This is a genomic window from Neobacillus sp. NPDC058068 (assembly GCF_042885335.1).
Classification (GTDB): Bacteria; Bacillota; Bacilli; order Bacillales; family Cytobacillaceae; genus Neobacillus.
On sequence record NZ_JBHVSI010000021.1, the window covers coordinates 49290 to 75925 of the forward strand.

The window sequence follows — 26636 nt, forward strand, 5'->3', positions numbered from 1 at the left end:
GTATAATCGTAATAATGACGTTTTTTAATCTTCTTATCACTTTTTCATTTCAATCTCAATTCTCTTTGCTAAGTCAGATGATACTTTATTGAAATACTCCATAACTTTCTTTCTAATATCATCAGATATGACTTTCAAATCACTAGCTAAATTTTCGACAAGATGTTCTTTTTCTATTTGAGTTAACCTCGTATAGAATTCACCAGCCTGCCCAAAATCGTCTTGCTTTGTTATAGAAGTTCTTTCTAGTTTGCCTTCAACATATCTTCCATCACCACTTGTAATTTGATTAGCTGGTGTCCAATTTTGCTGTTGGTTTACCGGTAATTTACGAAATTCAGCTCCAATTCTTCTTCTTTGAGAATCACTATAAATATTTGCACGGCCCTGCAGTATTTTATCATCAGATAATTCTGCGCCGTCTAGTAAATTAGAAGGGGAGAAGGCGACTTTTTCTACTTGTTCCATGTAATTAGCAGGATTTTTATTTAATACCATTTTGCCTACTGGTATTAGGGGATATTCTTTTTCATCCCATACTTTTGTATTGTCTAAAGGATCATAAGAAAGATTTGCTTCATCCTTTGGGTCCATGAGCTGGACATATAAGCCATATTCCACCGGTTTACCACCCGCAATCGCATCGTATAAATCTTTACCAGAGTAATCAGGATTTTCAGCGGCTAGTCTATTTGCTTCTTCGCGTCCAATGTATTGTACACCTTCAAATGGGTACCAATGGTATTTAACGTACTTTCTAATACCTTGAGCATTTCTCCAAATATATGTATTTACACTATGTCCTGGAATGTGGCGAAGACTTTTTACCGTACCAGCATCAGAGTATAAACGTACAATAAAATGAATCGATTCAGGCGCTCTTGCTACAAAGCTCCAAGACTTATCAGGATCAATTAAATTATTTTTTAGTGAAGGTAAGAATGCTTTAATAAACTCCGGAAATCGTATCGCATCACGTACAGAAAAGACAGGAATATGATTACATAAAAGGTCAAAAACACCCTCTTCTGTATAAAATTTTGTAGCTAAACCACGTACATTTCTAGATGTATCAGGTGTTCCTTTTGTACCGACAGCTAACGAAAAGCGAACCATAACAGGAACTTTCTGATTAGAATTTTGTAAAAAGCTCAGTTTTGTATGTTCGGACATCGAATATATCGTTTGAAAATAACCAAATGCACCAAATCCTTTTACATGAACAGGTCTTTCTAAAATCTTTTCATGAATAAATTCTTGTAAGGTTTCGTGTAGTACACCATCTTGTTCCAGTACAGGTCCCCCAGAGCCAATCGTCTGGGAATGAAGTTTAGCTGGCTCATTGGAGAGGTCTCGATTTTCATCCTGGCTTTCCTCTAATAAAGTTTGCCTCTGTTTATGATGTTTATCATTCATTATTATAGCCTCCAAAATTTAATATCCATCAATCGTTACTAAATATGATTTTTAAGGTTCGAATATGTATCTTCTTCTTTTATTTTCAACATTCATTAGAAATATAGTTTCTTAAAGTTAATAGAAGTAACTCATCCAAAAGTGTTGGGTAATTAGACTGTTTGGATAATAATAACTAAGATTATTTTTGTTAAATATTTAACCGTTTACAATTTTTCCACCATTCACGTGCAGAATTTGCCCTGATATGTAAGATGCATCTTCGGATGCCAAGAATACATAAGCAGGTGCCACTTCAAACGGTTGACCGGCTCGCTTCATAGGAACATTGTCTCCAAATGTGGCAATCTGCTCTGGAGGTAAGGAAGATGGAATTAATGGAGTCCAAATTGGCCCTGGGGAAACACCATTGACTCGAATCCCTTGTGATGCCAGTGACAATGATAGCGAACGTGTAAAGGAAACAATGGCTCCTTTTGATGCCGAGTAGTCAATTGAATCTTGATCTCCTAGATAGGCACTAATGGATGTTGTATTTATTATTGAACTCCCTGAATTCATGAATGGCAGAGCTGCTTTCGTCAAAATAAACTGCGAGAAAATATTTGTGTGAAAAGTACTTGCTCGTTGATTCGAATCAACATCCAGTAGACTGTTTTGTATGTAAAGTACGCCGGCGTTATTCACCAAAATGTCAATACGGCCAAATTGGTGAATGGTTTGCATTACAGCTTGTTGGCAAGGTTGCTCATACCCGATATCGCCTGGAATGATAATGCAACGACGCCCGTACTTTTTAACATAGAACTTCGTTTCTTCTGCATCGCTGTGTTCAATCAGGTATGAGATTGCAATGTCTGCACCTTCTTTCGCGAAAGCGACTGCTACAGCTCTCCCAATTCCACTATCACCACCAGTAATGAGAGCTATCTTATTCATGAGTTTACCGGCTGGTTTGTAATTGGGGTTATCAAATATAGGTCTGGGTGTCATTAATGATTCAATACCAGGTTTACTTTGTTGCTGAGGCGGGAAACCCATCAAATCCACTCCTCTCGGCTTTTGCTGATAATAAATGAAATTCTGATATAGGTTATGATTGTTGTTATGAAAATATATCCTTGAAAAAAGTTAAAGATAAAGCATTCACGGTTCTTTCTATTTTTTATTTGGAATAAGAGAATTAATTCTTTCTCTTAGGAAAAGTTAACCACAGGTTCAATATTAATTTTGGAGGTCTACATATGGGGGCATCGGCAAATGACCATTAATTTTCAACAACTTATTGGCGTGATATAGAGCTGCCCACTTTTAATACACTAAATAAAGATTTATCGGTGGATGTTGCCATAATCGGGGCAGGAATTGCAGGAATTACCTCGGCTTACTTACTCTCGAAAGAAGGCTTGAAGGTTGCAAGCATTGAAGCTCGGAATGTCCTTAACGGCACAACAGCACATACAACAGCTAAGCTGACAGCACAGCATATCTTAATTTACGACCACTTAATAAAATATTTTGGCGAAGAAAAAGCCAAGCTTTATTTTGAGTTTAGTTCAAATGTTATCCCATTTGTTGAGAATACTTCAAGGGAAAAAGGAATCGACTGTGATTCCTGAGGCAAGATGCATATGTTTATGCTGTAACAGATTAGTATGCTAAAAATATTGAGAAAGAGTGGACAGCCTATCAAAAGTTAGGAATCACGGGTGATTTAAAGGATACGATCCCGTTTAATCTCCAAATAAAAAATACTATTAAGATGGCACGTTCGGGATTGCTGTTTAATGGTAAAAAATAAATTCTGTCCAAATCCGAACCCTATTACAGAAAATAATTATCTTTTTAAAAGTTAAAATAAAAAGAAACCCTTGATAAATAAGGGTTTCTCGTACGTCCCAAAGAGGATTCGAACCTCCGACCTACAGTTTAGGAAACTGTTGCTCTATCCTGCTGAGCTATTGGGACAAGTATCCAATTGATTAGAACGTTTTCTATTATAATCAGTTAATCGAAAAAGGTCAATAAAAAGTTGATTTTATTAAAGCGGCAGGTTCCTCTCCACTGCTGTTTTTTTCGCTTCCTTTCCACGGAAAATCAACCAAACAATTAGGCTTAGCGTTATTAATAAACCTTCCATGGATAAGATATACCATGGATAGGGACCAAGAACATCTAATAAACTGGCGCTGTCAGGTTTATGACTTAAGAACATATAATTGCCGTCAACCAGCTTATTAATGACGATAATAATCGGCATCAAAGCATTTAGGCAAATAAATAATTTTAATACCGACCAGATAGTTGGTCGGTACCCCTTTGCCCAAGTAAAATAGAGCGGCACCCAAATGATCATTAAATGAGTATAAAAGAAGTGGAAGAATCGAAAATGCGGAAAGTCATAATTTAATAGTGGGGTGATTAATGCCTGAGATGCGCCAAGTAATGCTGTAAATAATAAAATCTCGTAAATGATTTTTTTCCTTGTCAACAATAAGAGGACTGTTAATATCAGGCTGATGCTGCATAACTCCAATGGAATGGCGTCGCTGACATGCCAGCTGCCATTTACAATCAGCCATAAGTGATAAGCAGTCTCCATTATTATTAGCGAAATAGCGACACCGATTTCAGTACCTCTCCATTTTTCAGCACTTAACTTATCTCTCAATAAAAATATTGCTAAAGAGCATAGAATTAAGATGGTTAGGATAACAAAGTGACTTGCTGAAAACAACTGAAAATCATAATTTTTGTAACTCCCGCTAAACCACTCCATAATTTCCACCATCCTTTTTTGTATTTTATCATAAAATGGTGAGCGAAATTTGAATTTTTGGGAAAATCACGAGTGATTCGTTCCTGTCCATTTCTAGATTGAAGGAATTGTTTTCGGATCTAAGAAGATGAACATAACACATTTATATGAGTTAAAGAATTAATTATTTCAAATAACTTAAAGATTTGTCAGCGAAATCGACGAGTGCCTGACACCATCATTTTGTGATATAATAGTTTGTCGAAGATACTCGAAATGAATTTAACCCTGGAGGTCATTATGGCAGGATACACGCCGATGATACAGCAATATTTAACCGTGAAGGCAGATTATCAAGATGCCTTTTTATTTTTTCGCTTAGGCGATTTTTATGAAATGTTTTTCGATGATGCGATAAAAGCATCACAGGAATTAGAGATAACCTTAACAAGCCGCGGAGGCGGTACCGATGAACGGATTCCGATGTGCGGAGTCCCCTACCATGCGGCCGCAAACTATATTGAACAGCTTATTTCAAAGGGCTATAAAGTAGCGGTTTGTGAGCAAACGGAAGACCCGAAACAGACAAAAGGAATGGTCAAACGGGAGGTTGTTCAGTTAATCACTCCGGGTACGGTGATGGATGGCAAAGGTTTATCGGACAAAGAGAACAACTATATTGCCTCGATTACAGCGTTTGATGACCAAACCTATGGATTTGCTTATAACGATATTTCAACAGGTGAGAGCAGCGTAACCTTGCTTTCTAGTAATTTTGATGAGGTATTGAATGAACTGTCGGTCTTAAGTGCCAAAGAAGTAGTGGTTGCTAGTAATTTTGACGGAGAGCTGCAAAAGAAGATGCGGGAACGCGATGTGCTGGCGATTTCGTTCGAAGATAATAGTTCGCTAGAGATGAATTATGCCCATCTGCTGGAGGAATTAAATCAAGATAAATTGAAACAAACAACTGCAAGGCTATTTAACTATTTATATCGCTCGCAAAAGAGAAGCCTTGACCATCTTCAGCCAGTTACCACCTATCAAATTCATCAATATATGAAAATAGATTATTTTTCAAAGCGTAATCTTGAGTTAACCGAGACGATTCGCTCAAAAGGAAAAAAGGGCTCGTTATTATGGCTTCTTGATGAAACGATGACCGCGATGGGCGGAAGAATGTTAAAAACGTGGATTGACCGGCCGCTGATTAATCAGGCTGGTATTGAACAGCGTCAAGCGATCGTTGAAGTCCTAATGAGTCATTACTTTGAACGCCAAGAGCTTCGCGAAAAATTAAAAGAGGTATACGATTTAGAACGTTTAGCAGGGCGTGTTGCCTTTGGAAATGTGAATGCCCGTGATTTAGTCCAGCTAAAACGTTCTTTAATGCAGGTGCCGTTTTTAAAACAAATTTTGCAGGGGATGCAGAATGAACAGGTGGAAAAAATCGCCGGACTCCTTGATCCGTGTGAAGAGGTCACCGATTTATTGGAGCAGGCAATTGTTGAAAATCCGCCGCTTTCCTTAAAAGAAGGCAATATCATCCGTGACGGGTACAATGCCCAGCTTGATCAATATCGGGATGCCAGCCGAAACGGGAAAACATGGATTGCTTGCCTCGAACGGGAAGAGCGGGAGAAAACCGGGATTAAATCGTTGAAGGTAGGCTATAACCGCGTATTTGGCTACTATATTGAAATCACACGCGCTAACCTGCATCTTTTAGAAGAAGGACAGTATGAACGGAAGCAAACTCTATCGAATGCCGAACGTTTTATTACCCCGGATTTAAAAGAAAAAGAAGCGTTAATTTTACAAGCGGAAGAAAAATGCGGTGAGCTTGAATATGAATTGTTTAGCGAAATCCGTGAAATTGTGAAGGAGCAAATCCCGCGTCTCCAGGCGCTGGCGAAAACGGTCAGCGAGCTCGATGTTCTGCAATGCTTTGCCCAGGTCAGTGAAGAACGCCGCTATGTGAAGCCGCAATTTTCTACTGAGCGTCGTGTAGCCGTTAAGGATGGCCGCCATCCAGTGGTCGAGAAGGTATTAAACGCTCAGGAATATGTACCAAACGATTGTCATATGGACAGCGACCGGGAAGTTCTATTGATTACAGGCCCGAACATGTCGGGTAAAAGTACGTACATGCGCCAAATTGCCTTGACGGCTATTTTGGCGCAAATCGGCTGTTATGTTCCGGCTTCTGAAGCCGTGCTGCCGATTTTTGATCAGGTGTTTACACGTATCGGTGCGGCAGACGATTTGATCTCTGGTCAAAGTACCTTTATGGTTGAAATGCTCGAAGCGAAAAATGCGATCACAAATGCGACTCAAAACAGTTTGATTTTGTTTGACGAAATCGGCCGCGGCACCTCAACCTACGACGGAATGGCATTGGCGCAGGCTATCATTGAATATATTCATAAGCGGATTGGGGCGAAAACTTTATTTTCAACCCATTATCATGAGCTGACCGTTTTAGATGAAGAGCTTTCGAAGCTAAAAAATATCCACGTCAGCGCGATTGAACATAACGGCAAGGTTGTTTTCCTTCATAAAATTAAAGAAGGACCGGCCGATAAAAGCTACGGAATTCATGTCGCACAGCTGGCTGAACTACCAGCTGAATTAATCAGCCGGGCAAATGAAATTTTAACAGCCTTTGAGCATTCCGACGTTCAAGCTGCTGTTCCCGTGAAAGCGGAGGTAATCGAAGAAAAGCCAGCTCAATTATCCTTTTTTGATGAACCGAAGGAAACGAAGAAACAAGAGCTGACTTCTAAGGAAAAACGAGTTTTAGAGAAAATTAAAGAAATAGAGTTATTAGAGGTAACACCACTACAGGCGATTAATATGTTGTACGAGCTCCAGAAAAAGTTAAAGTAGGGGTTGAAGGCGAATGAGAAAAATTATTCAATTAGATGACGCCCTATCGAACAAAATAGCGGCGGGAGAAGTAGTCGAACGCCCCGCCTCTGTTGTCAAAGAGCTGGTTGAAAATGCGATTGATGCCGGCAGTACCGTGATTGAAATTGAGGTGGAGGAAGCGGGACTCGCGAAAATTCGAATAACCGATAATGGGTACGGAATTGACGAAGAGGATGTATTAATCGCTTTTCAACGCCATGCTACTAGTAAAATTAAGGATGAAAATGATTTGTTCAGGATTCGGACCCTTGGATTCCGAGGCGAAGCCCTGCCGAGTATCGCGTCCGTTTCCAGGCTTGAAATGAAGACTTCGACCGGAGAAGGTGCCGGAAACCGAGTAGTCATTGAAGGCGGGAAAGTCGAAACGTTTGAAAAAGCCTCAAGCAGACGCGGCACGGATATCTTGATTACTGATTTATTTTACAATACGCCCGCCCGCTTGAAGTATATGAAGACGATCCACACTGAGCTTGGAAATATCACGGATGTGGTCAATCGGCTTGCTCTGTCCCATCCGGAGGTAGCATTCCGGCTCATTCATAATGAGCGGAAGCTGCTGCAAACGAATGGAAACGGCGATGTTCGTCAGGTGCTGGCATCGATCTACGGAATGGCCATCGCCAAGCAGCTTGTCCCGATAACCGGTACCTCGCTTGATTATAAAATTAGCGGATTTGCTTCGATGCCGGAGGTTACAAGAGCATCAAGAAATTATATCTCGACGATGATTAATGGTCGTTTTATCAAAAACTATCCGTTAGCGAAATCGATTCAGGAAGGGTACCATACATTGCTGCCCATCGGCAGGTTTCCGATTGTCCTCCTTAATATTGAAATGGACCCGATGCTGGTGGATGTCAATGTTCATCCATCGAAAATGGAAGTGCGCATTAGTAAAGAAGCGGAACTGAATGAACTGGTCACAACGATTATCAAAGAGGCGTTTAAATCAAAGGTGTTAATTCCGACAGCCTACACTCAGGTGAAAAAAGAAGCGCCAAAGTCTGAACAAACTGCTTTCCAGCTTGATGAGGGCACAAATGATGATCAAGAAATTCATAGGGAATGGTCTGGTGCGGTGCAAACCGTTCAGGAATATGTGCAACCGACGCCTGCGATAACGCAAACCGTTCAGGAAACCCGAACGATGCCTACGGTGCCATTTGCTGATTTTCCTGTTCGAAGTGAAACAGCGGTTGTTGCAGAAACTGAGGAGTCTCCAAGATCTGTTTTCGATCCAACTGAATCTTTTGCTCCTAAACAACAGGTCGATCTCAATGAGAACAAAATAATGGAGTCTCGTGTTGATAATGACCAAATGGAGAGCCGGGTGCCCCGTCTCTATCCAATCGGGCAAATGCACGGAACCTATATTTTTGCTCAAAATGAAAATGGCTTATATATTATTGATCAGCATGCGGCACAGGAACGATTAAAGTATGAATACTTCCGTGAAAAAGTAGGTCAGGTTCAGTCTGAACTGCAGGATATGCTTGTGCCGTTAACGTTTGAGTATTCAACGGATGAGTTTTTGAAAATAATGGAATACCAACATGAGCTCGAAAAGGTCGGCGTTTTTCTAGAGGAATTCGGCATAAATAGTTTCATTGTCCGTTCTCATCCGCAATGGCTTCCAAAAGGAGAAGAAAAACAAATCATCGAAGACATGATTGAGCAGCTTTTAGCGATGAAAAAGGTCGATATTAAGAAATTGCGTGAGGAAGCAGCGATTATGATGAGTTGCAAAGCTTCGATTAAAGCGAACCGCCATTTGCGCAACGATGAAATCCAAGCATTGTTAGATGATTTACGAAAGGCATCTGATCCCTTTACCTGTCCGCACGGAAGACCGATTATCGTGCATTACAGTATTTACGAGATGGAGAAGATGTTTAAACGGGTGATGTAAGACTGTAAAAGAACGTTCCTAAGATGGTAAGAGGAACGTTCTTTTTTTTGCTTAAATATAAGAATTGCAATTTTAGAACGACAATATAATAATGTAAAGACTTTAATAAGCTTTACATTTATGTAATGGAGAGGGGTGGGCCTTTGGTTGTTTTTGGCCTGTTAACCACATTTTTACCAGTAGTTATTATCACATTCGTCATTGTTTATGCTGTGAAAAACAAAGAAATGGGGGATGAAGCGGTGATACGTCATCTTTATACGTATTTAGTTTTGTTTGCAACGCTTATGATGGTGATTGGAGGGGGAATTTCTATTTTTATGGCTGCTGCGGATCTAGTTAGTCCGCCAAGCTATTATCAAAGCTATGAAGACTACATGCAGACTCGTCAGGAAGGTAAGGCGGAAAGTCAAAAAACATTATCAGATCAAGAACTGCGAGCTAATTATGAACAGGCAGTAACAGACGAAAAGAACCGTAATAAGGAAGGTGCAAAAAATCAAATCATTAAAAGCCTCGGCTTTATTGTAATCCCGCTGCCGATTTTCCTTTACTTCAATAATATGAGAAAAAGAAATAGTGATAAATAAACAAAGAGGTTGGAGGATTTATCCTTCAGCCTCTTTGGTGTATATTGATGTCCCCTGGAAGAGTTGTCCTATTTCACGCCAGCCTGTAGTTTACTAATATATTGAAGAGCCTTACCCGTGCCAACTGCCACAGATTCAAGTGGTTCGGATGCAAGCTGAACAGGCACAAATATTTCCTCGCTTAGCCATTCTTCCATCCCATTCATTAACGATCCGCCACCGGTTAGAATTACTCCTCGATCAACGATGTCGCCGCTGAGCTCAGCAGGGCAGTCTTCAAGCGTGGCCCGGACCGCTTCTAATATATGAAGCAGAGGCTCCTTTAGCGCATTGCGAATTTCATAGGATGAAAGAGTAATCGTTTTCGGCAAACCTGTGACAAGGTCACGGCCGCGGACATCCATGAAAAGCTCCTCGTGATCAACAAGTGCATACCCAATTTCCATTTTAATCCTTTCTGCAGTTCTCTCACCAATCAACACATTGTACTCTTTACGGACATGTTGAATAATATCATCATCAAGGCGATCGCCGCCGATTTTAATTGAATGGCAAGCAACCACACCGCCGAAGGAGATAATGGCAACTTCGGTATTTCCACCGCCGATATCAACTACCACGTTAGCTACAGGTTCATCCACAGGAAGTCCCGCACCAATGGCGGCTGCAACTGGCTCCTCAATCAAGGAGATCTTTTTAGCTCCAGCATTTCTCACGGCATCATGAATCGCTCTTTGCTCCACACTCGTAGAACCGGAGGGGATACAAACGACCACATTTGGCTTACGAATGGAAAAGCCCGCTTTTTTAGAAGCCTTACGGAGCACATGTTTTAGCATATCTGTTGTCACATCAAAATCCGCAATGACCCCATCTCGTAAAGGGCGGATAGCCACGATTTTTTCAGGTGTCTTACCGATCATTTCTTTTGCTTCTAGTCCAACGGCTACTATAGATTTTGTAACTGTATCGATGACCACTACGGAGGGCTCATTAAGGACAATTCCTTTGTTTTTACTATAAACCAATATATTTGCTGTTCCTAGATCAATTCCAATATCAAAAGTAGAAAGCATTGATTTCACCTTATTCCTATAATTTTTATACATGATAGACTACGATTAAGCTTATCATGAATATGGGGGTGGAAAGCTGTTTGTAAATGAACCGTTATCCTATTGTAAATTTACATGAAAAACTTTCCGCCTTTGGAAGTAAAGTGGATAAAAATAATTTGCTCGAAGCTAAGCATAGATAAGAATTATTTTGTATATACTGATATGATGTTCAACTGCTTAGCAAAATTATGATAACATGAAAGCATAGACGCAATAAATGAGATAAGGCAGTGAGAAAATAGTGGTAGAAAAACAAAAATTATTAGTAATTATTGGCCCGACAGCAGTGGGGAAAACAAAGCTAAGTATCGAAATGGCCAAACGGTATAACGGGGAAATTATCAGCGGAGATTCGATGCAAATTTATCGGGGTATGGATATTGGGACGGCGAAAATAACCAAGGATGAAATGGAAGGAATTCCACACCATTTAATTGATATAAAAAATCCCTCGGAAAATTTTTCTGTTGCTGAATTTCAACTCCTTGTTCGGGCAAAAATAAGTGAGATTGCCCAAAAGGGAAAGCTTCCGATTATTGTCGGCGGGACAGGGCTGTATATTCAGTCAGTCATTTATGATTATCAATTCTCCGATGTTGCAGGGGATGAATCATTCCGCGAGCACCTTGAAGAAAAAGTAAAGGAAATCGGTAATGTTGCACTACACAAAGAATTAATGGAGGTTGATCCCGAAAGTGCATCACATATCCACCCCAACAATGTAAGAAGGGTCATTCGCGCTTTGGAGATTTTTCAGCTCACTGGTAAAACAATGCAGGAATATCAAAGCAAACAGCAGCCGGAACTTCTTTACAATACGGCCCTGATTGGTTTAACGATGGAACGGGACAAGCTGTATGAACGGATTAATGACCGGGTTGATTTGATGGTTGCTGAAGGGCTTTTGGAAGAAGTGCAAAGCTTATATCAACAGGACTTGCGTGATTGCCAATCCATCCAAGCGATTGGCTACAAAGAAATTTATCACTATTTGGATGGATATGTTACATTAGAGGAAGCAATTGAGAACTTAAAACAAAATTCCCGGCGCTATGCCAAAAGGCAATTGACTTGGTTTCGCAATAAGATGGTGGTAAAATGGTTTGAAATGACGAATGTGAATAATTTTGCAAAAAAAATAATGGAAATTTCACATTATGTTGAAGGAAAGCTTCAAGTAAAATCGAATACATATTAGTAGAGATAAAAGAGGAGGATATACAAATGAAAACGACGATCAATATTCAAGACCAATTTTTAAATCAATGCCGTAAAGATAATATCCATGTTACAGTTTTCCTTCTGAACGGATTCCAATTAAGAGGACAAATTAAGGGCTTTGATAATTTTACCGTTCTGTTTGAATCAGAAGGGAAGCAGCAGCTAGTATACAAACACGCGATTTCAACCTTTGCACCGCAAAGAAATGTTCAGCTTGAATTGGATGCCCAATAATTTCTTTAAATAAATTGAGCCTGCTCACCGCGGGCTCTTTTTATTTTTCAAAAAGCTGTGTTAAAGCAGATTGTTGATTTTGAGCACAATGTTGATTGGAGTGGAAGGCGCGAGACTCCTGCGGGAGCAGCGGGACAGGTGAGACCCCGCAGGCGCTATAGCGCCGAGGAGGCTCACCGCCCGCCCCGCGGAAAGCGAAGCGCCTGGAACGGAAATCAACATTCACTTTTAACACAGCCATTTTTTTAAAAAAAGTAAAGGGAAAATCTTTTTTAATGAATTTTATAAGTTGTGAATACACATAGAATGAAGGAATATGCTTTTCTATGTGCGATGATTTCAAAATTAATCGGATAGATTTTCTTAGCAGCGCTTAGAACCTACCTTGCGGAAACTGGATGCAGATTGAGAGGTGAAAGCTTTGGATCAACCATTTCGAATGAAAAGTAACGGCCAAATAAGGGTTGTGCTCAATTCCCAAAAAAGAAAAACAGTTACAAAGGAGTTGCCTGATTTTCAAGTTGTTCCAAAGGAGATTCCCCCTGAGCACACAGCTCTTAAGGAAATTGAAGAGGAGCTAGGGGCATTGGTTGGCATGGAAGAAATGAAACGCATGATAAAGGAAATTTATGCTTGGATCTATGTGAACAAGAAACGGGAGGAAATAGGGCTGAAGGCAAGAAAACAAGCCCTGCATATGATGTTTAAAGGGAATCCCGGAACAGGAAAAACAACGGTAGCAAGATTGATTGGTAAACTTTTTCACAAAATGAACGTTCTGACAAAAGGCCACTTAATTGAGGCAGAGCGTGCTGATCTTGTTGGTGAATATATCGGCCATACCGCACAAAAGACGAGGGATTTGATTAAGAAAGCCCAAGGCGGGATTCTATTTATCGATGAAGCTTATTCGTTAGGCCGTGGCGGGGAAAAGGATTTTGGCAAGGAGGCAATCGATACACTTGTCAAGCATATGGAAGATAAGCAGCATGAATTTATCCTTATTCTTGCGGGATATTCCCGAGAAATGGAATACTTTCTTACCTTAAACCCCGGACTTCATTCGCGCTTTCCCTTAGTGGTTGATTTCCCAGATTATAATATTGACCAGCTGATGGATATTGCCGGAAGAATGTTGTTAGAGAGAGAGTATACCTTAAGTCATGAAGCTGAAAAAAAATTAAGAGATCATTTAATTTGGGTGAAGGCGGTGTTAAATCCAAATACTTTTTCAAACGGCAGATATGTCCGTAATGTCATTGAGAAATCCGTTCGCGCCCAAGCAATGCGGCTGTTAATGCTCAATAGCTATGATAGGCATGAATTGATGACGCTTAGAAGCAATGATCTCGTCTTTGAGGAAGATTAAAGAGAAAAATCGGTGGATCTGAGCAATCCGCCGATTTTTTAATGCGTTCCAATTCCCCGTGTTGGCAGCTTCCAATCGAAGGTATAGGAAAGCACACGCAAACTGGTAACGAGTATAAAAAGTGTATATAACTCCCATGGATTCGTCGCTATTTTAAGCCCGATGATAAGGCCGGCAAGAATCGCCCAAACCGCATAAATTTCTGATCTTAAGACTATCGGTTTTCTTCCCGCTAATAAATCACGGATGATCCCGCCGCCGCTTCCGGTTAGCACGGCTGCAACAATGACAGCGCTAAGCGGATGGTTCATTTTCGCGGCATACATCGCGCCTTGGATGGCAAAGGCAGCTAAGCCGATTGCATCGAACAAGTTCCCCCATTTTTGCCAGTGCTTTAACAGATTCTTTGGAAATAAAAACACGGCTGTAATCGATAATAAGGCAATTTGAAAAAATAATCCCTGCTCCCATATAGCAGAAACAGGCACACCTATTAGCAGGTTCCGGAATGCTCCGCCGCCAAAAGCCGTGACAATACCTAAAATATAAACCCCAAAAATATCATATTCTTCTTCCATGGCCACGATCGCTCCGCTGACAGCAAAGGCTATCGTGCCAATCATACTTAAAACTTCCCAGGTCATCTTATGCGATTTCTCCTTGTTCCCCTTTTTTATGAAAAACACTATGTTAATAGTAATATCCGTTTGATAACAAACATTAAAATTCTATCACGATTCAGAAAAATTACAACAAATTTTTTTACAAGGTAATAATAAGGGGAAATTAGAGAAAACATGCGTTTTTTGTTATGATGAGTGGTAGAGTTTTTTAGGGAAGGAAGGATGCCTTGTGGAACAAAAAGAAACGAAAGAGAAAGCCATCCTTGTTGGCTGTCAAACAAGCGGGGATGATGATTTGCGTTTTCACTATTCGATGGAAGAGTTAGAGGCATTAACGGAAACCGCTCAAGGTGAGGTGCTGGTCTCTGTCGTGCAAAAACGGGAACGGCGCCATCCGGCAACATATATCGGTAAAGGCAAAGTGGAAGAATTAAATACGCTTGTAGAGGAACTTGAGGCAGATATTGTCATCTTTAATGACGAACTTTCCCCAAGCCAAAAGAGAAATCTTGCTTCCGAGGTGAATGCCAGGATTATTGACCGAACGCAACTCATTTTAGATATCTTTGCCCAAAGGGCCCGCTCCAAAGAGGGTAAACTGCAAGTCGAGCTTGCACAGCTGCAATACATACTTCCGCGCCTGGCCGGCCAGGGGGTCGCCTTATCCCGTCTTGGTGCAGGGATTGGGACGAGAGGACCGGGGGAAACGAAATTAGAATCGGACCGCCGTCACATCCGCCGCAGAATCGATGATATTAAAACCCAGCTTTCGGTCATCGTTCAGCACCGGGATCGATACCGGGAAAGAAGAAAGAAAAACAAAGCATTTCAAGTCGCGATTGTCGGCTATACGAATGCCGGGAAGTCAACACTGTTTAATCGCTTATCCGAGGCTGATTCATACGAGGAAAATCAATTATTTGCCACACTCGATCCAATGACGCGAAAATTGATTTTACCAAGCGGGTTTTTATCATTAATAACGGATACTGTTGGTTTTATTCAAGACCTGCCGACAACGTTAATTGCCGCATTCCGCTCGACACTTGAGGAAGTCAAGGAAGCGGATCTGCTGCTTCATGTTGTGGATATGTCGAATCCGGATTATTTCCATCATGAAAAAACCGTTAACAAGCTTCTTGAAGACCTGGATATTAAAGAGATTCCACAGTTAACAGTTTATAATAAAAAGGATATACAGCATCCGGATTTCGTCCCAACAGCAGGTACGCCTACAGCTTTTATTAGTGCATTTAATCAAGACGACCGCCATGCCTTAAAGGAGAAAATGGAGAAGCTTGTGATGGAAATGATGGACCCTTATGATGTACAGGTTCCGTCGACTGAAGGCAAGCTGCTTTCTCAATTGAAAAATGAAACGATTTTAAGAGAGCTGTCCTTTGATGAAGAGGGTCAAGTATATCGCTGCAAAGGATATACGCTACAGGACCATCAAATAACAGGGCAATTACAGCAATTCAAAAAATAGATAGGAGCAACAAGATGTTTCAACAATTAAAAAATGGGGAAAAGCTTCGGCCGATTGTTAAAGAAGTCGAACAACAAATCGCTGAAGTACATAAAGAAATAGACGAAAGAATCGAAACGAATCAATTCCGAGTTTTACAAAGTTTTCAAAACAAGCGGGTGAGTGATTCCCACTTTATCCCGTCGACAGGCTATGGATACGATGATATTGGCCGAGATACATTGGAATTAGTCTATGCAGATGTCTTTGGCGGTGAAGCAGGCCTTGTCCGGCCGCAAATTATTTCCGGCACACATGCGATTTCGATTGCCTTATTTGGTGTTCTCCGTCCGGGTGATGAACTCCTTTATATAACCGGCAAACCGTATGATACGTTGGAAGAAATCGTCGGTATCCGCGGGAATGGGGTTGGCTCATTAAAGGAATTCGGAATTTCCTATGATAGCGCGTCGCTGACTAGTGAAGGTGGTATTGATTGGGAGACCGTTGCAAAGAAAATCAAACCAAATACGAAAATGATTGGCATTCAGCGCTCTAAAGGCTATGCCACCAGGCCGTCATTCACCGTTTCTGAAATCGGCGAAATGATCAGGTTTGTGAAAGAAATCAAGCAAGATGTCGTCGTATTTGTTGATAACTGTTACGGGGAATTTGTTGAGGAATTGGAGCCTTGCCATGTCGGAGCGGATTTAATGGCAGGTTCCCTTATTAAAAACCCTGGCGGCGGGATTGTGAAGACAGGTGGATACATTGTTGGTAAGAAACAATGGGTGGAGGCGTGTTCCTACCGAATGACCTCACCGGGCATTGGGGCAGAGGCGGGTGCATCGCTTTATAGTCTGCAAGAAATGTATCAAGGGTTCTTTCTTGCGCCGCATGTTGTCGGCCAAGCGTTAAAAGGCGCCGTATTTACAGCGGCGTTGTTGGAGAAGTTAGGAATGAATTCATCGCCGAAATGGAATGCTTTGCGGACAGACTTAATTCAAGCCGTTCAGTTCGATGACCGTGATAAAATGATTGCCTTTTGCCAGGCGATCCAATTTGCCTCGCCAATAAATTCCTACGTGACGCCGCACGCAAGCTATATGCCGGGGTATGAGGATGATGTCATCATGGCGGCCGGCACCTTTATTCAAGGCGCAAGCATTGAACTCACAGCGGACGGTCCGATCCGACCGCCATATGTTGCCTATGTTCAGGGTGGTTTAACCTATGCACATGTGAAAATGGCAGTTTGTCTGGCGCTTGATCATTTGCTAGAAAAAGGCTTAGTTGAATTGAATTAGAGAAAAATACATCAAGGACAGCTTCTTAGGAGTTGTCCTTTTTAAATGGTAGGCTTTGTTAAAGAACATTGTTGATTTTGAGCACAATGTTGATTGGAGTGGAAGGCGCGAGACTCCTGCGGGAGCAGCGGGACAGGTGAGACCCCGCAGGCGCTTTAGCGCCGAGGAGGCTCACCGCCCGCCCCGCGGAAAGCGAAGCGCCTGGAACGGAAATCAACATTCACTTTTAATACAGCCAAATGATAAAAAAAACCATGTTAGATTTCCTAACATGAGATTGACATCATACCTAACAGCAAATATAATAGCAATATGATTTATCAAGAAGGAGGAGAAAGTTGGTGAGTGGAAAGGAAATTCGCCGTTCCATGCCCCTGTTTCCCATCGGAACTGTCATGCAGCTAACAGATTTAACAGCAAGACAAATCCGCTACTATGAAGAACACCAATTGATTTCTCCAGCAAGAACCGATGGAAACCGGCGTTTATTTAGTTTAATTGATATTGATAGACTTTTAGAGATTAAAGATTTAATTGATCAAGGTGTCAACATGGCTGGCATTAAACAGCTGTTCTTGGTCAAGGAGCAATTATCGACCGTGACAGAGCAGCAAACAGAAAAAGCGAAGCCTGATTTAACAAATGAGCAGCTTAGAAAATTGCTCCGCAACGAATTATTGCATTCGGGTAGATTGAACCGTTCTTCACTGCGACAGGGCGATATATCACGCTTTTTTCACTAAGAAAAGGCTTTAACTAACATTGGAGGTTTTATTGTGGCAAAGTATTCAAAAGAAGATATTAAGAGGTTAGCTTCAGAGGAAAATGTGAAATTTATTCGCCTGCAGTTTACAGATATTCTTGGAACCATCAAAAACGTAGAAATTCCAATTAGCCAATTAGAAAAAGCACTTGATAACAAAATGATGTTCGACGGATCTTCGATTGAGGGGTTTGTTCGGATTGAAGAGTCTGATATGTATTTATTTCCAGATTTAGACACATGGGTTGTGTTTCCATGGACAGCGGAAAAAGGAAAAGTCGCCCGCTTAATTTGCGATATTCACAATTCTGACCGCACTCCATTTGGCGGCGATCCACGGAATAACTTAAAACGTGTTTTAAAAGAAATGCAGGAGTTTGGCTTTACAGATTTTAATCTTGGACCTGAGCCAGAATTCTTCTTGTTCAAATTAGATGATAAAGGGCAGCCAACATTAGAATTAAATGATCATGGCGGATATTTCGATCTTGCACCGCATGATCTTGGTGAAAACTGCCGCCGTGATATTGTTCTCGAGCTGGAGGAAATGGGCTTTGAAATCGAGGCTTCCCACCATGAGGTCGCACCTGGACAGCACGAAATCGACTTTAAATATGCAGATGCTTTAACAGCATGTGACCAAATCCAAACGTTTAAGCTTGTTGTGAAAACGATCGCCCGTAAACACGGCTTACACGCGACGTTTATGCCAAAACCATTATTCGGTGTTAATGGATCCGGGATGCATATGAACCTGTCATTATTTAAAAATGGTGAAAATGCCTTTTTCGAACCGACTGGCGATCTTCAATTGAGTGATACAGCACGCCACTTCATTGCAGGTATTTTAAAACACGCTCCGAGCTTTACAGCGGTCACCAATCCTACTGTTAACTCGTATAAGCGTCTTGTACCCGGCTATGAGGCACCATGCTATGTCGCATGGTCCGCACAAAACCGTTCTCCATTAGTCCGTATTCCGGCATCACGCGGATTAAGTACACGTGTAGAAGTGCGAAGTGTCGACCCGGCAGCAAACCCATACCTTGCAATGGCTGTGCTTTTAAAAGCAGGTTTAGAAGGAATAAAAAATAAACTAACCCCGCCAGCACCTGTTGACCGTAATATTTATGTGATGAACAAAGAGGAGAGAATCGAGGCGGGAATCATCGATCTTCCAGCAACATTAGCGCAGGCGTTAGATATGTTAAAAGCCGATGAAGCCATCGTATCAGGCCTTGGCGAGCATATCTTCGAACACTTCGTGGAAGCAAAAGAAATTGAATGGGATATGTTCCGCACAGTAGTACACCAATGGGAACGCGATCAATATATGAGCATGTATTAATAATAAACAAACCCTTAGCACTATGCTAAGGGTTAATTTTTTTTCATGTCCTTATTTATCGTTGTCTTGTTTTAATAGTTTAAACCTAATTTGGACGGCATCACCACCTAATCCGGCAATGATCGAAAAAATGATAATCTCTACAATTGAATTTGGAGCTGCATACAATACAAGGAGAAGAGCAGCAACTGCGCCTAGAAGCAATTCTTCTAGAAAACCGAGATAAATGAACCTTTTTGTTTTCCGTGGCATAATGATTTTGCCGTACTTTCGAACATGTCCAATAATCCCAACCGACCCACCAATCACAAACGAGAGAATAATGTGCGTTAACACCGTTCCTCACACTCCTTAAGCCTGTATTTTTTGGACCTAAGGTAAATCATGGTGTAGTACAATTATATTAAAGATTAACAATATCAGCATGGGTATATATACTGAATTTTCAATATATCGAACGGAGAAATAATATTTATAAAGTTTTTTCCCAATAAAAAAGAGCTGGCGCATTGCCAGCTCTTTAGCATTAATGGATATGGCGATAAACCCCAATGACTTTTCCGAGGATGGAAACATTCCTTAAAATAATCGGGTCCATCGTAGAATTTTCCGGCTGCAGGCGGATATAATCCTTTTCTTTAAAAAATCGTTTACAAGTAGCCTCGTCTTCTTCGGTCATGGCAACAACTATATCACCGTTATTCGCTGTTTGCTGCTGTTTGACGATAACATAGTCACCGTCGAGGATTCCAGCCTCAATCATACTCTCTCCCATGATTTCCAGCATAAAGACTTGTTCATCAGCAGGTGCCAGGCTTTCTGGCAGCGGGAAGTACTCTTCAACGTTTTCGATGGCTGTAATCGGCAAACCGGCCGTAACTTTCCCAACTACTGGAACATTGACTACTTTGTTTCTTGGAATATGCGCTGCTTCATCCACTTCTAATATTTCGATTGCTCTTGGCTTTGTAGGATCCCGTCTAATGAGTCCCTTACTCTCGAGCCTTGCTAAGTGACCGTGAACAGTAGAGCTGGAAGCTAGTCCAACTGCTTCGCCAATTTCTCTTACGGAAGGTGGATAGCCTTTACTCTTCACTTCCGACTTGATGAAATCCAGAATATCCTGTTGACGCTTTGATATTTTTCCCATGATAAATTGCACCTCGCCTGGTTATTGTTGACTTTATTATAGCATGTTCGCCATTTTTATACAAACATAAGTTCGAATTAATTGTTGACAACAAACGAATGTTCGGATTATAATAAAATCAATATAAAGAGAACGTATATTCCTATAAGAGGTGTAATCATGAGAAAAATCTGGAACCAATATTCATATGCCATTACTCTTATTATTTTAAGCTGTTCATTCGCTATCGTACTATCGATTCAAAATCATACCAATGACAAGGAAAATTATCTCAAGGTTAAGATATCTGAAGGGGATTCGCTTTGGGAAATCTCGAAGCAATATTCCGAGCAGCACACTTTATCGAACGAAGAGTTCGTAGGTTGGGTTAAAAGGAATAATAAAAATATCGACGATCACATTTTTCCTGGTGAAGAAATCATCATTCCAGTAAATAAAATCACAACTTCATCTACAACAGAATTAGCCGGCGCTTTCGGAGACTAGAAAGGAATTATAATGAAAGCAATTACTTTATACAACTCTTTTCAAGATAAGAAATTACAACCCCTTGTTTAAGTGCGTAAGCACTTATTTTTATTAGCGGTATCAACCAAATGATAAAAGGAAGACATTTCAATTAGTGGAGGCTAAAATTTGAGAGCTATTATTTATTGCAGAGTTAGTACAGAAAAAATTACACAAGATACATCACTAAAAAGACAAAAGGAAGAACTTGAAAATTTAGCGAAAAATCATAAATTTGAAGTGATAAAAACTATTGAAGAAAGGCATAGTGGATTTGATTTAGAGCGAGAGGGAATCATTGAGGCTTTAGCGTTATTTAAAGATAAAAAAGCAGACGTTTTGCTTATACAAGATGATACCCGTTTAGGAAGAGGACATTCAAAAATTGCCCTGATTCATGAACTTAGGAAAATGGATGTAAAGGTTTTTACTATTCAGGATCAAGGCGAAATTTCTTTATCAGATGCAGATATTATGGTGCTGGAAATATTAAGTGTTGTTGAAGAATTTCAACGAAAAATCGCAAGATATAAGATAAGTAGAGGTATGTCTAGGGCTATTAATGATGGTTTTGAACCACATAAAAATTTATCAAATATTCATATGGGAGGCAGGGAAAAAAAGGAGTTACCAGTGGAGGAAATTATTAATCTTCGAAAAAGGAACCTTACCTTTCATGAGATTGCGGCCACATTAAGAGGCTTTGGATATGATGTTAGTAAGGCAACTGTACATAGAAGGTATAAGGATTATTGTAATGAATTAGAAGAAAAATAAATAAATTTTACAACTTCTCCCTTAAACAGCCTACATAATATATTTTCCCTTAAAATTAGATCTCTCATATTATAATAAAGGGTATACCCTTTTAATATTATTAAAAAATACAATAATATTCTTAGCTGTTCTTTATAGACAGCCTTTTTTGTTTTCAAAATATTGGATTATGTAAATATTCGATCAATTTCTGTTTCCTTTATGCAACTTACTTGTATATTGCCTACTTATATAAAACAATACAAAAAGATTGCTCTAGACCCACCCATATTTTTAGTTGTATCATATTCAAGTGCTTAATGGGGGGCAAGTAGAATGGAAGAGCAAAAATATAAAAATCTTAAATTAGGTGAACATGGAGCAATCATTAGTATTATTGCTTACATATGTCTTTCTATCATAAAATTAGTTTTTGGATATATGAGTGACTCTGCTGCTTTAAAAGCAGATGGTCTAAACAATACAACCGATATCATTGCATCAATTGCAGTACTCATCGGACTCAAGTTATCACAAAGACCCCCTGATAAAGATCATGGGTATGGTCATTGGAAAAGTGAAACTATTGCATCAATGGTTGCCTCCTTTATTATGGCAGCAGTGGGTCTACAAGTGTTGATTGATGCTATCACCTCTATGTTTCAAGGAGAAAAAGAAGCACCGGATATTATGGCAGCTTATGTAGGTCTTTTTTCAGCACTAGTCATGTATTTTGTTTATCGTTATAACAAAAAATTGGCTATTAAAATTAATAGTAAAGCCGTTATGGCGGCAGCAAAAGATAACATTTCAGATGCCTGGGTGAGTATAGGTACAGCAGTAGGGATTTTTGGTTCTCAATTAAGTATGGCTTGGCTTGATACGGTAACTGCCATTATTGTAGGACTATTAATCTGTAAAACAGCTTGGGATATCTTTAAACAAGCTTCTCATGAACTTTCAGATGGATTTGATGAAAATAAAATTCAACTTTATCAGGATGTAATCACAAAGATAGATGGAGTTAAAGGAATAAAAGAAATTAAAGGGAGAAACTACGGGAATAATGAGGTAATAGATGTTGTGATTCTAGTTAATTCTAAGTTAGATATTAAAGAAGCACATGATATAGCTACCCATGTTGAAAAAGTTATGATGAAAGATTTTGGAGTATACGATGTACACGTCCATGTAGAGCCCAATTAGAAAATAAATGTATTTTAATACAAGATAAAAATGTTATGATGAATGTATTGTATAGGAAAATTATGGGTATTAAGAAAGGAAAATCAACATGAAAAAATTGCTATTTATATTAATTAGCCTATTGGTGATGATTCCAACCATCGCAAGTGCACATACGGAACTAACTTCTTCTAACCCTGCTGCAAATCAAGTGGTGAAAGAAGACTTAAAAGAAATCGTCCTAACATATGGAGGAAAGATTGAATCCTTAAGCACAATGACATTAATAAAAGATGGACAAGAAGGACCAGCAGTAAGTGTTACACCTAAAGAAAATCAATTAATTGGTACACTATCTGCCCCTTTAGAAAATGGCTCCTATACACTTAAGTGGAATATTGCTGGCGAAGACGGTCATCCGATATCGGGTGAAATTCCTTTTACTATACAAAAAGAAGAAGTGAAGTTGGACCAAAAGACGGAAACGAAAGAGCCTGTGACAGTTAAAAAAGAAGAAACTAAAAAAGAGAATACAAAACAAGATCAAACTAATGTGCAAGATAAGGATTCCTCATCAAACTTAAAAAACATTATCATTGTGGTAGTTGTCCTAATTTTGGTTATCGGTTTGTTCCTCTTATTTAGAAGGAAGCGTTAATTTATGGGTTTTGTAATTCCTTTTGCTGAATTTGGAAATTATCTCGTGTTTTCGATTTTAATAGGACACGTTGCCTTACAATTTGTACCTGAAACCAATAAGCCAAAAATCACAATTGCAAAACCAGTTTTACTGCTTTCTACACTAGGAATCATTATCTTTACCTTAGGACCGATTGTTCAGACCATTTCCTATTTTCAAGACGGAATAGGACTTGCACTTGCAACTAAATCTGTTTTATTAGATTTCCAAGTGGGAAAAGCCTGGATTTTCATTGGGTTTATGGCAACATTCTTATGGATTACTATCATCCTAAATGGTACTAAATATCTACAAGCACTATTCCTACTGTTAATGATACTAGGTATTGGTTATTCCAGTCATGTGGCATCATTGTCATTTTGGGCAGGTTTATGGTCTCACAGCACTCATTTTTTAATAGTAACATTATGGACAGGAATTTTAATTCATATTGCCTGGTTCTCTAAAGAGCATAATAATTGGTCAAAATTTTTACGCTGGTTTACTCCATTTGCGGCTTTTTGTTTAATAATCATCGTCCTAAGTGGAATCTATCTGATGTTATTTGTTCTTGAACCGAAGGACTATGTAAAGGCATGGGCTTTGCCTTATGGGCAAATGTTGCTTTTAAAGCATATTAGTATTATTCCCGTTATCGCTTATGCCTTTATTAATGGTGTACTTTCAAGAAAATCATTAAAGACTTCTTCCTTCGATCCTAAACCATGGATTAGAGGAGAAAGTATTATTTTATTTATTGTTTTTTATTTCACTGCGGTGATGGGGACGTTATCGCCACCACATGAAATTGAATTTACTGTGAAGTGGGAGGGGGCTTCTAAGTGGGTGGAATGGTTATTAGGGAAAAATATCCTTTCAACCATACAAATGCATTTAGCACCTTCATTTCAATCGGTATTGTTGATCATTCTTTCAATATTATTTTTGCTAATGATTTTGTTCAGTTTTAAACAGAAAAGACCTGTATTAGCGGTAACATTTGGAGTAATTTTTATCATTGTTTTATATATGGGTTTAATGCTGTCTTTATCCATTTAAATTTTAAAACCTATAAAGTAAATGAAATAAAAGATTATTAAAGTGAGTAGCCATATTATATTATTGGCTACTTTTTTTGTAATTACACGAGTGTACTTGGTGTTTATTTAGGATTTGGACTTATCGGGTTTTGATCTCCATTGCAATAAAATGAAATCTATAGAAAAAAGATCTTGCATCTTGCAAGCCTTTTTATTGAGTTTTTTTAAAAATAATTTAAATTGCTAATTGACAATCATTATCATTGGAAATAGAATAATACATGTGGAGATGATATTGAAATTCATTATCAATTATATCCTTATATCTCAACAAGGGGGAGCCTATGGCCAAAAAATTATTATTTAAAATATCTATCCTTCTACTAATATTAGGATTTGGAATACATAATCCTGCACTAGCATCTGGAAATTCCAGTGAAGAGATAAATAAGGCTAATGATTCGGTTGATCAAGCCATCGATTTTGCTTCTAAAGGGAACCTTTCGGAAGCGGAAAAGGCTTATGATCAATTTAACAAAACCTGGAGGCAAATTGAAGAAGGCATTAAAGCTGATTCAGCCACTGCTTATCGAGATATTGAATCAAATATGGGAAAAGTGGTCTATGCCCTTACCCTTAAAAAACAAGATCAAGTTTTACAAGCATTACAAGAATTAAAGGCTGTAAACGAAAAGGTTGCAAATGGTGGTTATCCAAAAGAAGCAGGCTTTAAGAAAGAAGATATTTCTTTAGATGATTTTATTTTACTTCTCCAAGAAACAAAAAAGGAAGTTAACGAGAATAATCAAACACAAGCCCTTGCTAGTATCAAGAAAGCGAGTAGTAGCTGGTTAAGCGTAGAAGGGATAGTGGTTGCACAGTCCGCCTCTGCATATAGTGATTCTGAAAGAGATTTGGTTACTATTCAAGCAATGCTTGCAGCTAATCAACCAAATTATAAGGAAGCTAATAAAACTCTTGATAACATGGTAAAATACTTAACTCCTTTAGCTAATAAATCTGAATATACCTATTGGGATGCTGCAATGATTCTCATTCGTGAAGGTTTAGAAGCATTACTTGTAGTAATTGCACTTATGTCTTTTGTGAAAAAATCAGGAGATGGAAAGGGAAAAGGCTGGATTTGGACTGGAGTATTATCGGGTCTGGGTGTTAGTGTAGTTCTTGCTATTATTGTTAAATTTGTCATTTCCTCTGGTGCATTTGGTAATAACAATGCACTTATAGCAGGATGGACAGGGGTTTTTGCAGCAGTAATGTTATTGTATATGAGCTATTGGCTTCATAGCCAATCCAATATCGCTGATTGGAATCGGTATATTCGTGAGAAAAGCCAAACAGCATTAACAACAGGGAAACTGGTTTCGTTAGGCGTTCTTGCTTTTCTTGCCGTATTTCGTGAAGGGACAGAAACAGTCTTGTTTTATATTGGAATGGCAAGCCAAATAAAACTTCAGTCATTATTAATTGGTTTTCTTATCGGAGCCGCAATGCTTGGAATTTTAGCTTATTTGATGATATTTGTTGGTTTGAAATTACCACTTCGTCCATTCTTTATGGTTTCCAGTATAATCGTATTTTACCTTTGCATTAAGTTTACGGGAATGGGGATCCACAGCCTTCAATTAGCTGGATTAATCCAAACGACGAATTCTCAAAGCATCCCTAGCATGGAATTTTTCGCAATCTACCCATCATGGGAAAGCACAATTCCTCAAATAATACTTGTTTTTGGTGCAGCTATTATTCTTTTATCAAAGAAATTTAAAAGTAAAAAACTTATTACAGCTAACAACAATTAATATTGAAAGTAGGAAATGATGATGAAAAAGTTAACATCAATGGTTTTAGCATTTGGTCTTGGAAGTGCATTATTATTAGCGGGTTGTAATTCAACTAATAGTAAAGTGTCTGATGGCGTAAATAAAATGTTAGATACAACAGAACAATTAACAAAAGCAATTGATAGTGGCGACCAAGCAAAAGTTAAAGAAGTTGGGCCAAAATTAGAAGATCAATGGGCTTCGTTTGAAGAAGATGTAAAAAAGGATAACAAAGATCTTTACCAAAAAATTGAAAAATATCTTGACCCAACAATTGCGGGTTCTGAAGCATCAACACTTGATAAAGAAGCATTAGGAACATTGAACGATCAACTTACTGATGCCTTGAAAGAATTAGATAAGAAAACGAAATAATCAATGATTCTAAATGCAAAAAAGAGACTATCCACTAGTCTCTTT

25 protein-coding genes and 1 tRNA gene are annotated in these 26636 nt (G+C 39.2%); 18 read left to right on the plus strand and 8 right to left on the minus strand.

All coding sequences use genetic code 11. The features are described 5' to 3' along the window. Positions 1 to 36: 36 nt before the first annotated feature. Positions 37 to 1416, minus strand: coding sequence for a catalase (locus ACFVSW_RS22080; RefSeq protein WP_387318771.1), 1380 nt, complete (start codon positions 1414 to 1416; stop codon positions 37 to 39). Positions 1417 to 1614: 198 nt separating this feature from the next. Next, positions 1615 to 2460: an SDR family oxidoreductase gene (locus tag ACFVSW_RS22085; RefSeq protein WP_387318772.1), complete on the minus strand. Its 846-nt coding sequence runs from the start codon at positions 2458 to 2460 to the stop codon at positions 1615 to 1617. Positions 2461 to 2753: 293 nt separating this feature from the next. On the opposite strand from ACFVSW_RS22085, the gene ACFVSW_RS22090 reads away from it, so the two are divergent. Then, on the plus strand, positions 2754 to 3035 hold the full coding sequence (locus tag ACFVSW_RS22090; protein WP_387318773.1) for an FAD-dependent oxidoreductase: 282 nt from the start codon (positions 2754 to 2756) through the stop codon (positions 3033 to 3035). Positions 3036 to 3310: 275 nt separating this feature from the next. Here ACFVSW_RS22090 and ACFVSW_RS22095 read toward each other — a convergent pair. Next, positions 3311 to 3384, minus strand: a tRNA-Arg gene (locus tag ACFVSW_RS22095). 73 nt (positions 3385 to 3457) lie between these two features. Beyond that, the gene (locus ACFVSW_RS22100; protein WP_387318774.1) at positions 3458 to 4195 is read right to left on the minus strand and encodes a YwaF family protein; all 738 of its coding nucleotides are present in this window, start codon (positions 4193 to 4195) and stop codon (positions 3458 to 3460) included. A gap of 279 nt (positions 4196 to 4474) precedes the next feature. On the opposite strand from ACFVSW_RS22100, the gene mutS reads away from it, so the two are divergent. The 3 genes from mutS to ACFVSW_RS22115 all read left to right on the plus strand — a co-directional run bounded on the left by mutS (position 4475) and on the right by ACFVSW_RS22115 (position 9604). Continuing rightward, on the plus strand, positions 4475 to 7063 hold the full coding sequence (mutS, locus tag ACFVSW_RS22105) for a DNA mismatch repair protein MutS (RefSeq protein WP_387318775.1): 2589 nt from the start codon (positions 4475 to 4477) through the stop codon (positions 7061 to 7063). Between the two features lie 13 nt (positions 7064 to 7076). Further along, a complete protein-coding gene (mutL, locus tag ACFVSW_RS22110) occupies positions 7077 to 9014 on the plus strand; it encodes a DNA mismatch repair endonuclease MutL (protein WP_387318776.1) in 1938 nt (645 codons plus the stop codon). Positions 9015 to 9157: 143 nt separating this feature from the next. Continuing rightward, positions 9158 to 9604, plus strand: a complete 447-nt coding sequence (locus tag ACFVSW_RS22115) for a hypothetical protein (RefSeq protein ID WP_387318777.1) — start codon at positions 9158 to 9160, stop codon at positions 9602 to 9604. 68 nt (positions 9605 to 9672) lie between these two features. Here the strand turns inward: ACFVSW_RS22115 and mreBH are convergent, their stop codons facing one another. Further along, positions 9673 to 10680, minus strand: coding sequence for a rod-share determining protein MreBH (gene mreBH / locus ACFVSW_RS22120; RefSeq protein WP_387318778.1), 1008 nt, complete (start codon positions 10678 to 10680; stop codon positions 9673 to 9675). Positions 10681 to 10963: 283 nt separating this feature from the next. On the opposite strand from mreBH, the gene miaA reads away from it, so the two are divergent. From miaA to spoVK, 3 genes are all read left to right on the plus strand, one after another. After that, complete coding sequence (gene miaA / locus ACFVSW_RS22125; protein WP_387318779.1) at positions 10964 to 11920, plus strand: tRNA (adenosine(37)-N6)-dimethylallyltransferase MiaA; 957 nt, start codon at positions 10964 to 10966, stop codon at positions 11918 to 11920. Between the two features lie 26 nt (positions 11921 to 11946). Beyond that, positions 11947 to 12177 (plus strand): RNA chaperone Hfq, encoded by a 231-nt coding sequence (gene hfq / locus ACFVSW_RS22130; protein ID WP_066085555.1) that lies wholly within the window; start codon positions 11947 to 11949, stop codon positions 12175 to 12177. 421 nt (positions 12178 to 12598) lie between these two features. Next, on the plus strand, positions 12599 to 13546 hold the full coding sequence (gene spoVK, locus ACFVSW_RS22135) for a stage V sporulation protein K (protein ID WP_387318780.1): 948 nt from the start codon (positions 12599 to 12601) through the stop codon (positions 13544 to 13546). A gap of 38 nt (positions 13547 to 13584) precedes the next feature. Here the strand turns inward: spoVK and ACFVSW_RS22140 are convergent, their stop codons facing one another. Further along, positions 13585 to 14190 (minus strand): trimeric intracellular cation channel family protein, encoded by a 606-nt coding sequence (locus tag ACFVSW_RS22140; protein WP_387318781.1) that lies wholly within the window; start codon positions 14188 to 14190, stop codon positions 13585 to 13587. Positions 14191 to 14398: 208 nt separating this feature from the next. Between ACFVSW_RS22140 and hflX the strand changes: the two genes are divergently transcribed. From hflX to glnA, 4 genes are all read left to right on the plus strand, one after another. Then, the gene (gene hflX / locus ACFVSW_RS22145) at positions 14399 to 15658 is read left to right on the plus strand and encodes a GTPase HflX (protein ID WP_387318782.1); all 1260 of its coding nucleotides are present in this window, start codon (positions 14399 to 14401) and stop codon (positions 15656 to 15658) included. Between the two features lie 14 nt (positions 15659 to 15672). After that, positions 15673 to 16944: a methionine gamma-lyase family protein gene (locus ACFVSW_RS22150; RefSeq protein ID WP_387318783.1), complete on the plus strand. Its 1272-nt coding sequence runs from the start codon at positions 15673 to 15675 to the stop codon at positions 16942 to 16944. Positions 16945 to 17285: 341 nt separating this feature from the next. Next, complete coding sequence (locus ACFVSW_RS22155) at positions 17286 to 17687, plus strand: MerR family transcriptional regulator (protein ID WP_387318784.1); 402 nt, start codon at positions 17286 to 17288, stop codon at positions 17685 to 17687. 33 nt (positions 17688 to 17720) lie between these two features. Continuing rightward, the gene (gene glnA / locus ACFVSW_RS22160) at positions 17721 to 19055 is read left to right on the plus strand and encodes a type I glutamate--ammonia ligase (protein WP_387318785.1); all 1335 of its coding nucleotides are present in this window, start codon (positions 17721 to 17723) and stop codon (positions 19053 to 19055) included. Between the two features lie 51 nt (positions 19056 to 19106). Here the strand turns inward: glnA and ACFVSW_RS22165 are convergent, their stop codons facing one another. Together ACFVSW_RS22165 and lexA are read right to left on the minus strand one after the other, a co-directional pair. Further along, positions 19107 to 19391, minus strand: a complete 285-nt coding sequence (locus ACFVSW_RS22165; RefSeq protein WP_387318786.1) for a DUF4257 domain-containing protein — start codon at positions 19389 to 19391, stop codon at positions 19107 to 19109. 190 nt (positions 19392 to 19581) lie between these two features. Continuing rightward, positions 19582 to 20205 carry a transcriptional repressor LexA gene (gene lexA / locus ACFVSW_RS22170; protein ID WP_387318787.1) on the minus strand — a complete coding sequence of 208 codons (624 nt, stop codon included), beginning with the start codon at positions 20203 to 20205 and terminating at the stop codon, positions 19582 to 19584. A gap of 159 nt (positions 20206 to 20364) precedes the next feature. Between lexA and yneA the strand changes: the two genes are divergently transcribed. From yneA to ACFVSW_RS22205, 7 genes are all read left to right on the plus strand, one after another. Further along, entirely contained in the window at positions 20365 to 20691 is a 327-nt protein-coding gene (gene yneA, locus ACFVSW_RS22175) for a cell division suppressor protein YneA (protein WP_387318788.1), read from the plus strand. A gap of 150 nt (positions 20692 to 20841) precedes the next feature. Then, entirely contained in the window at positions 20842 to 21489 is a 648-nt protein-coding gene (locus ACFVSW_RS22180; protein WP_387318789.1) for a YneB family resolvase-like protein, read from the plus strand. Positions 21490 to 21804: 315 nt separating this feature from the next. Continuing rightward, the gene (locus ACFVSW_RS22185; RefSeq protein ID WP_387318790.1) at positions 21805 to 22674 is read left to right on the plus strand and encodes a cation diffusion facilitator family transporter; all 870 of its coding nucleotides are present in this window, start codon (positions 21805 to 21807) and stop codon (positions 22672 to 22674) included. Between the two features lie 88 nt (positions 22675 to 22762). Next, entirely contained in the window at positions 22763 to 23311 is a 549-nt protein-coding gene (locus ACFVSW_RS22190) for a copper resistance CopC family protein (RefSeq protein WP_387318791.1), read from the plus strand. Between the two features lie 3 nt (positions 23312 to 23314). Then, the gene (locus tag ACFVSW_RS22195) at positions 23315 to 24391 is read left to right on the plus strand and encodes a copper resistance D family protein (protein WP_387318792.1); all 1077 of its coding nucleotides are present in this window, start codon (positions 23315 to 23317) and stop codon (positions 24389 to 24391) included. 325 nt (positions 24392 to 24716) lie between these two features. Beyond that, the gene (locus ACFVSW_RS22200; RefSeq protein WP_387318793.1) at positions 24717 to 26195 is read left to right on the plus strand and encodes an FTR1 family iron permease; all 1479 of its coding nucleotides are present in this window, start codon (positions 24717 to 24719) and stop codon (positions 26193 to 26195) included. Positions 26196 to 26216: 21 nt separating this feature from the next. Further along, entirely contained in the window at positions 26217 to 26591 is a 375-nt protein-coding gene (locus ACFVSW_RS22205) for a hypothetical protein (protein ID WP_387318794.1), read from the plus strand. Positions 26592 to 26636 lie beyond the last annotated feature (45 nt).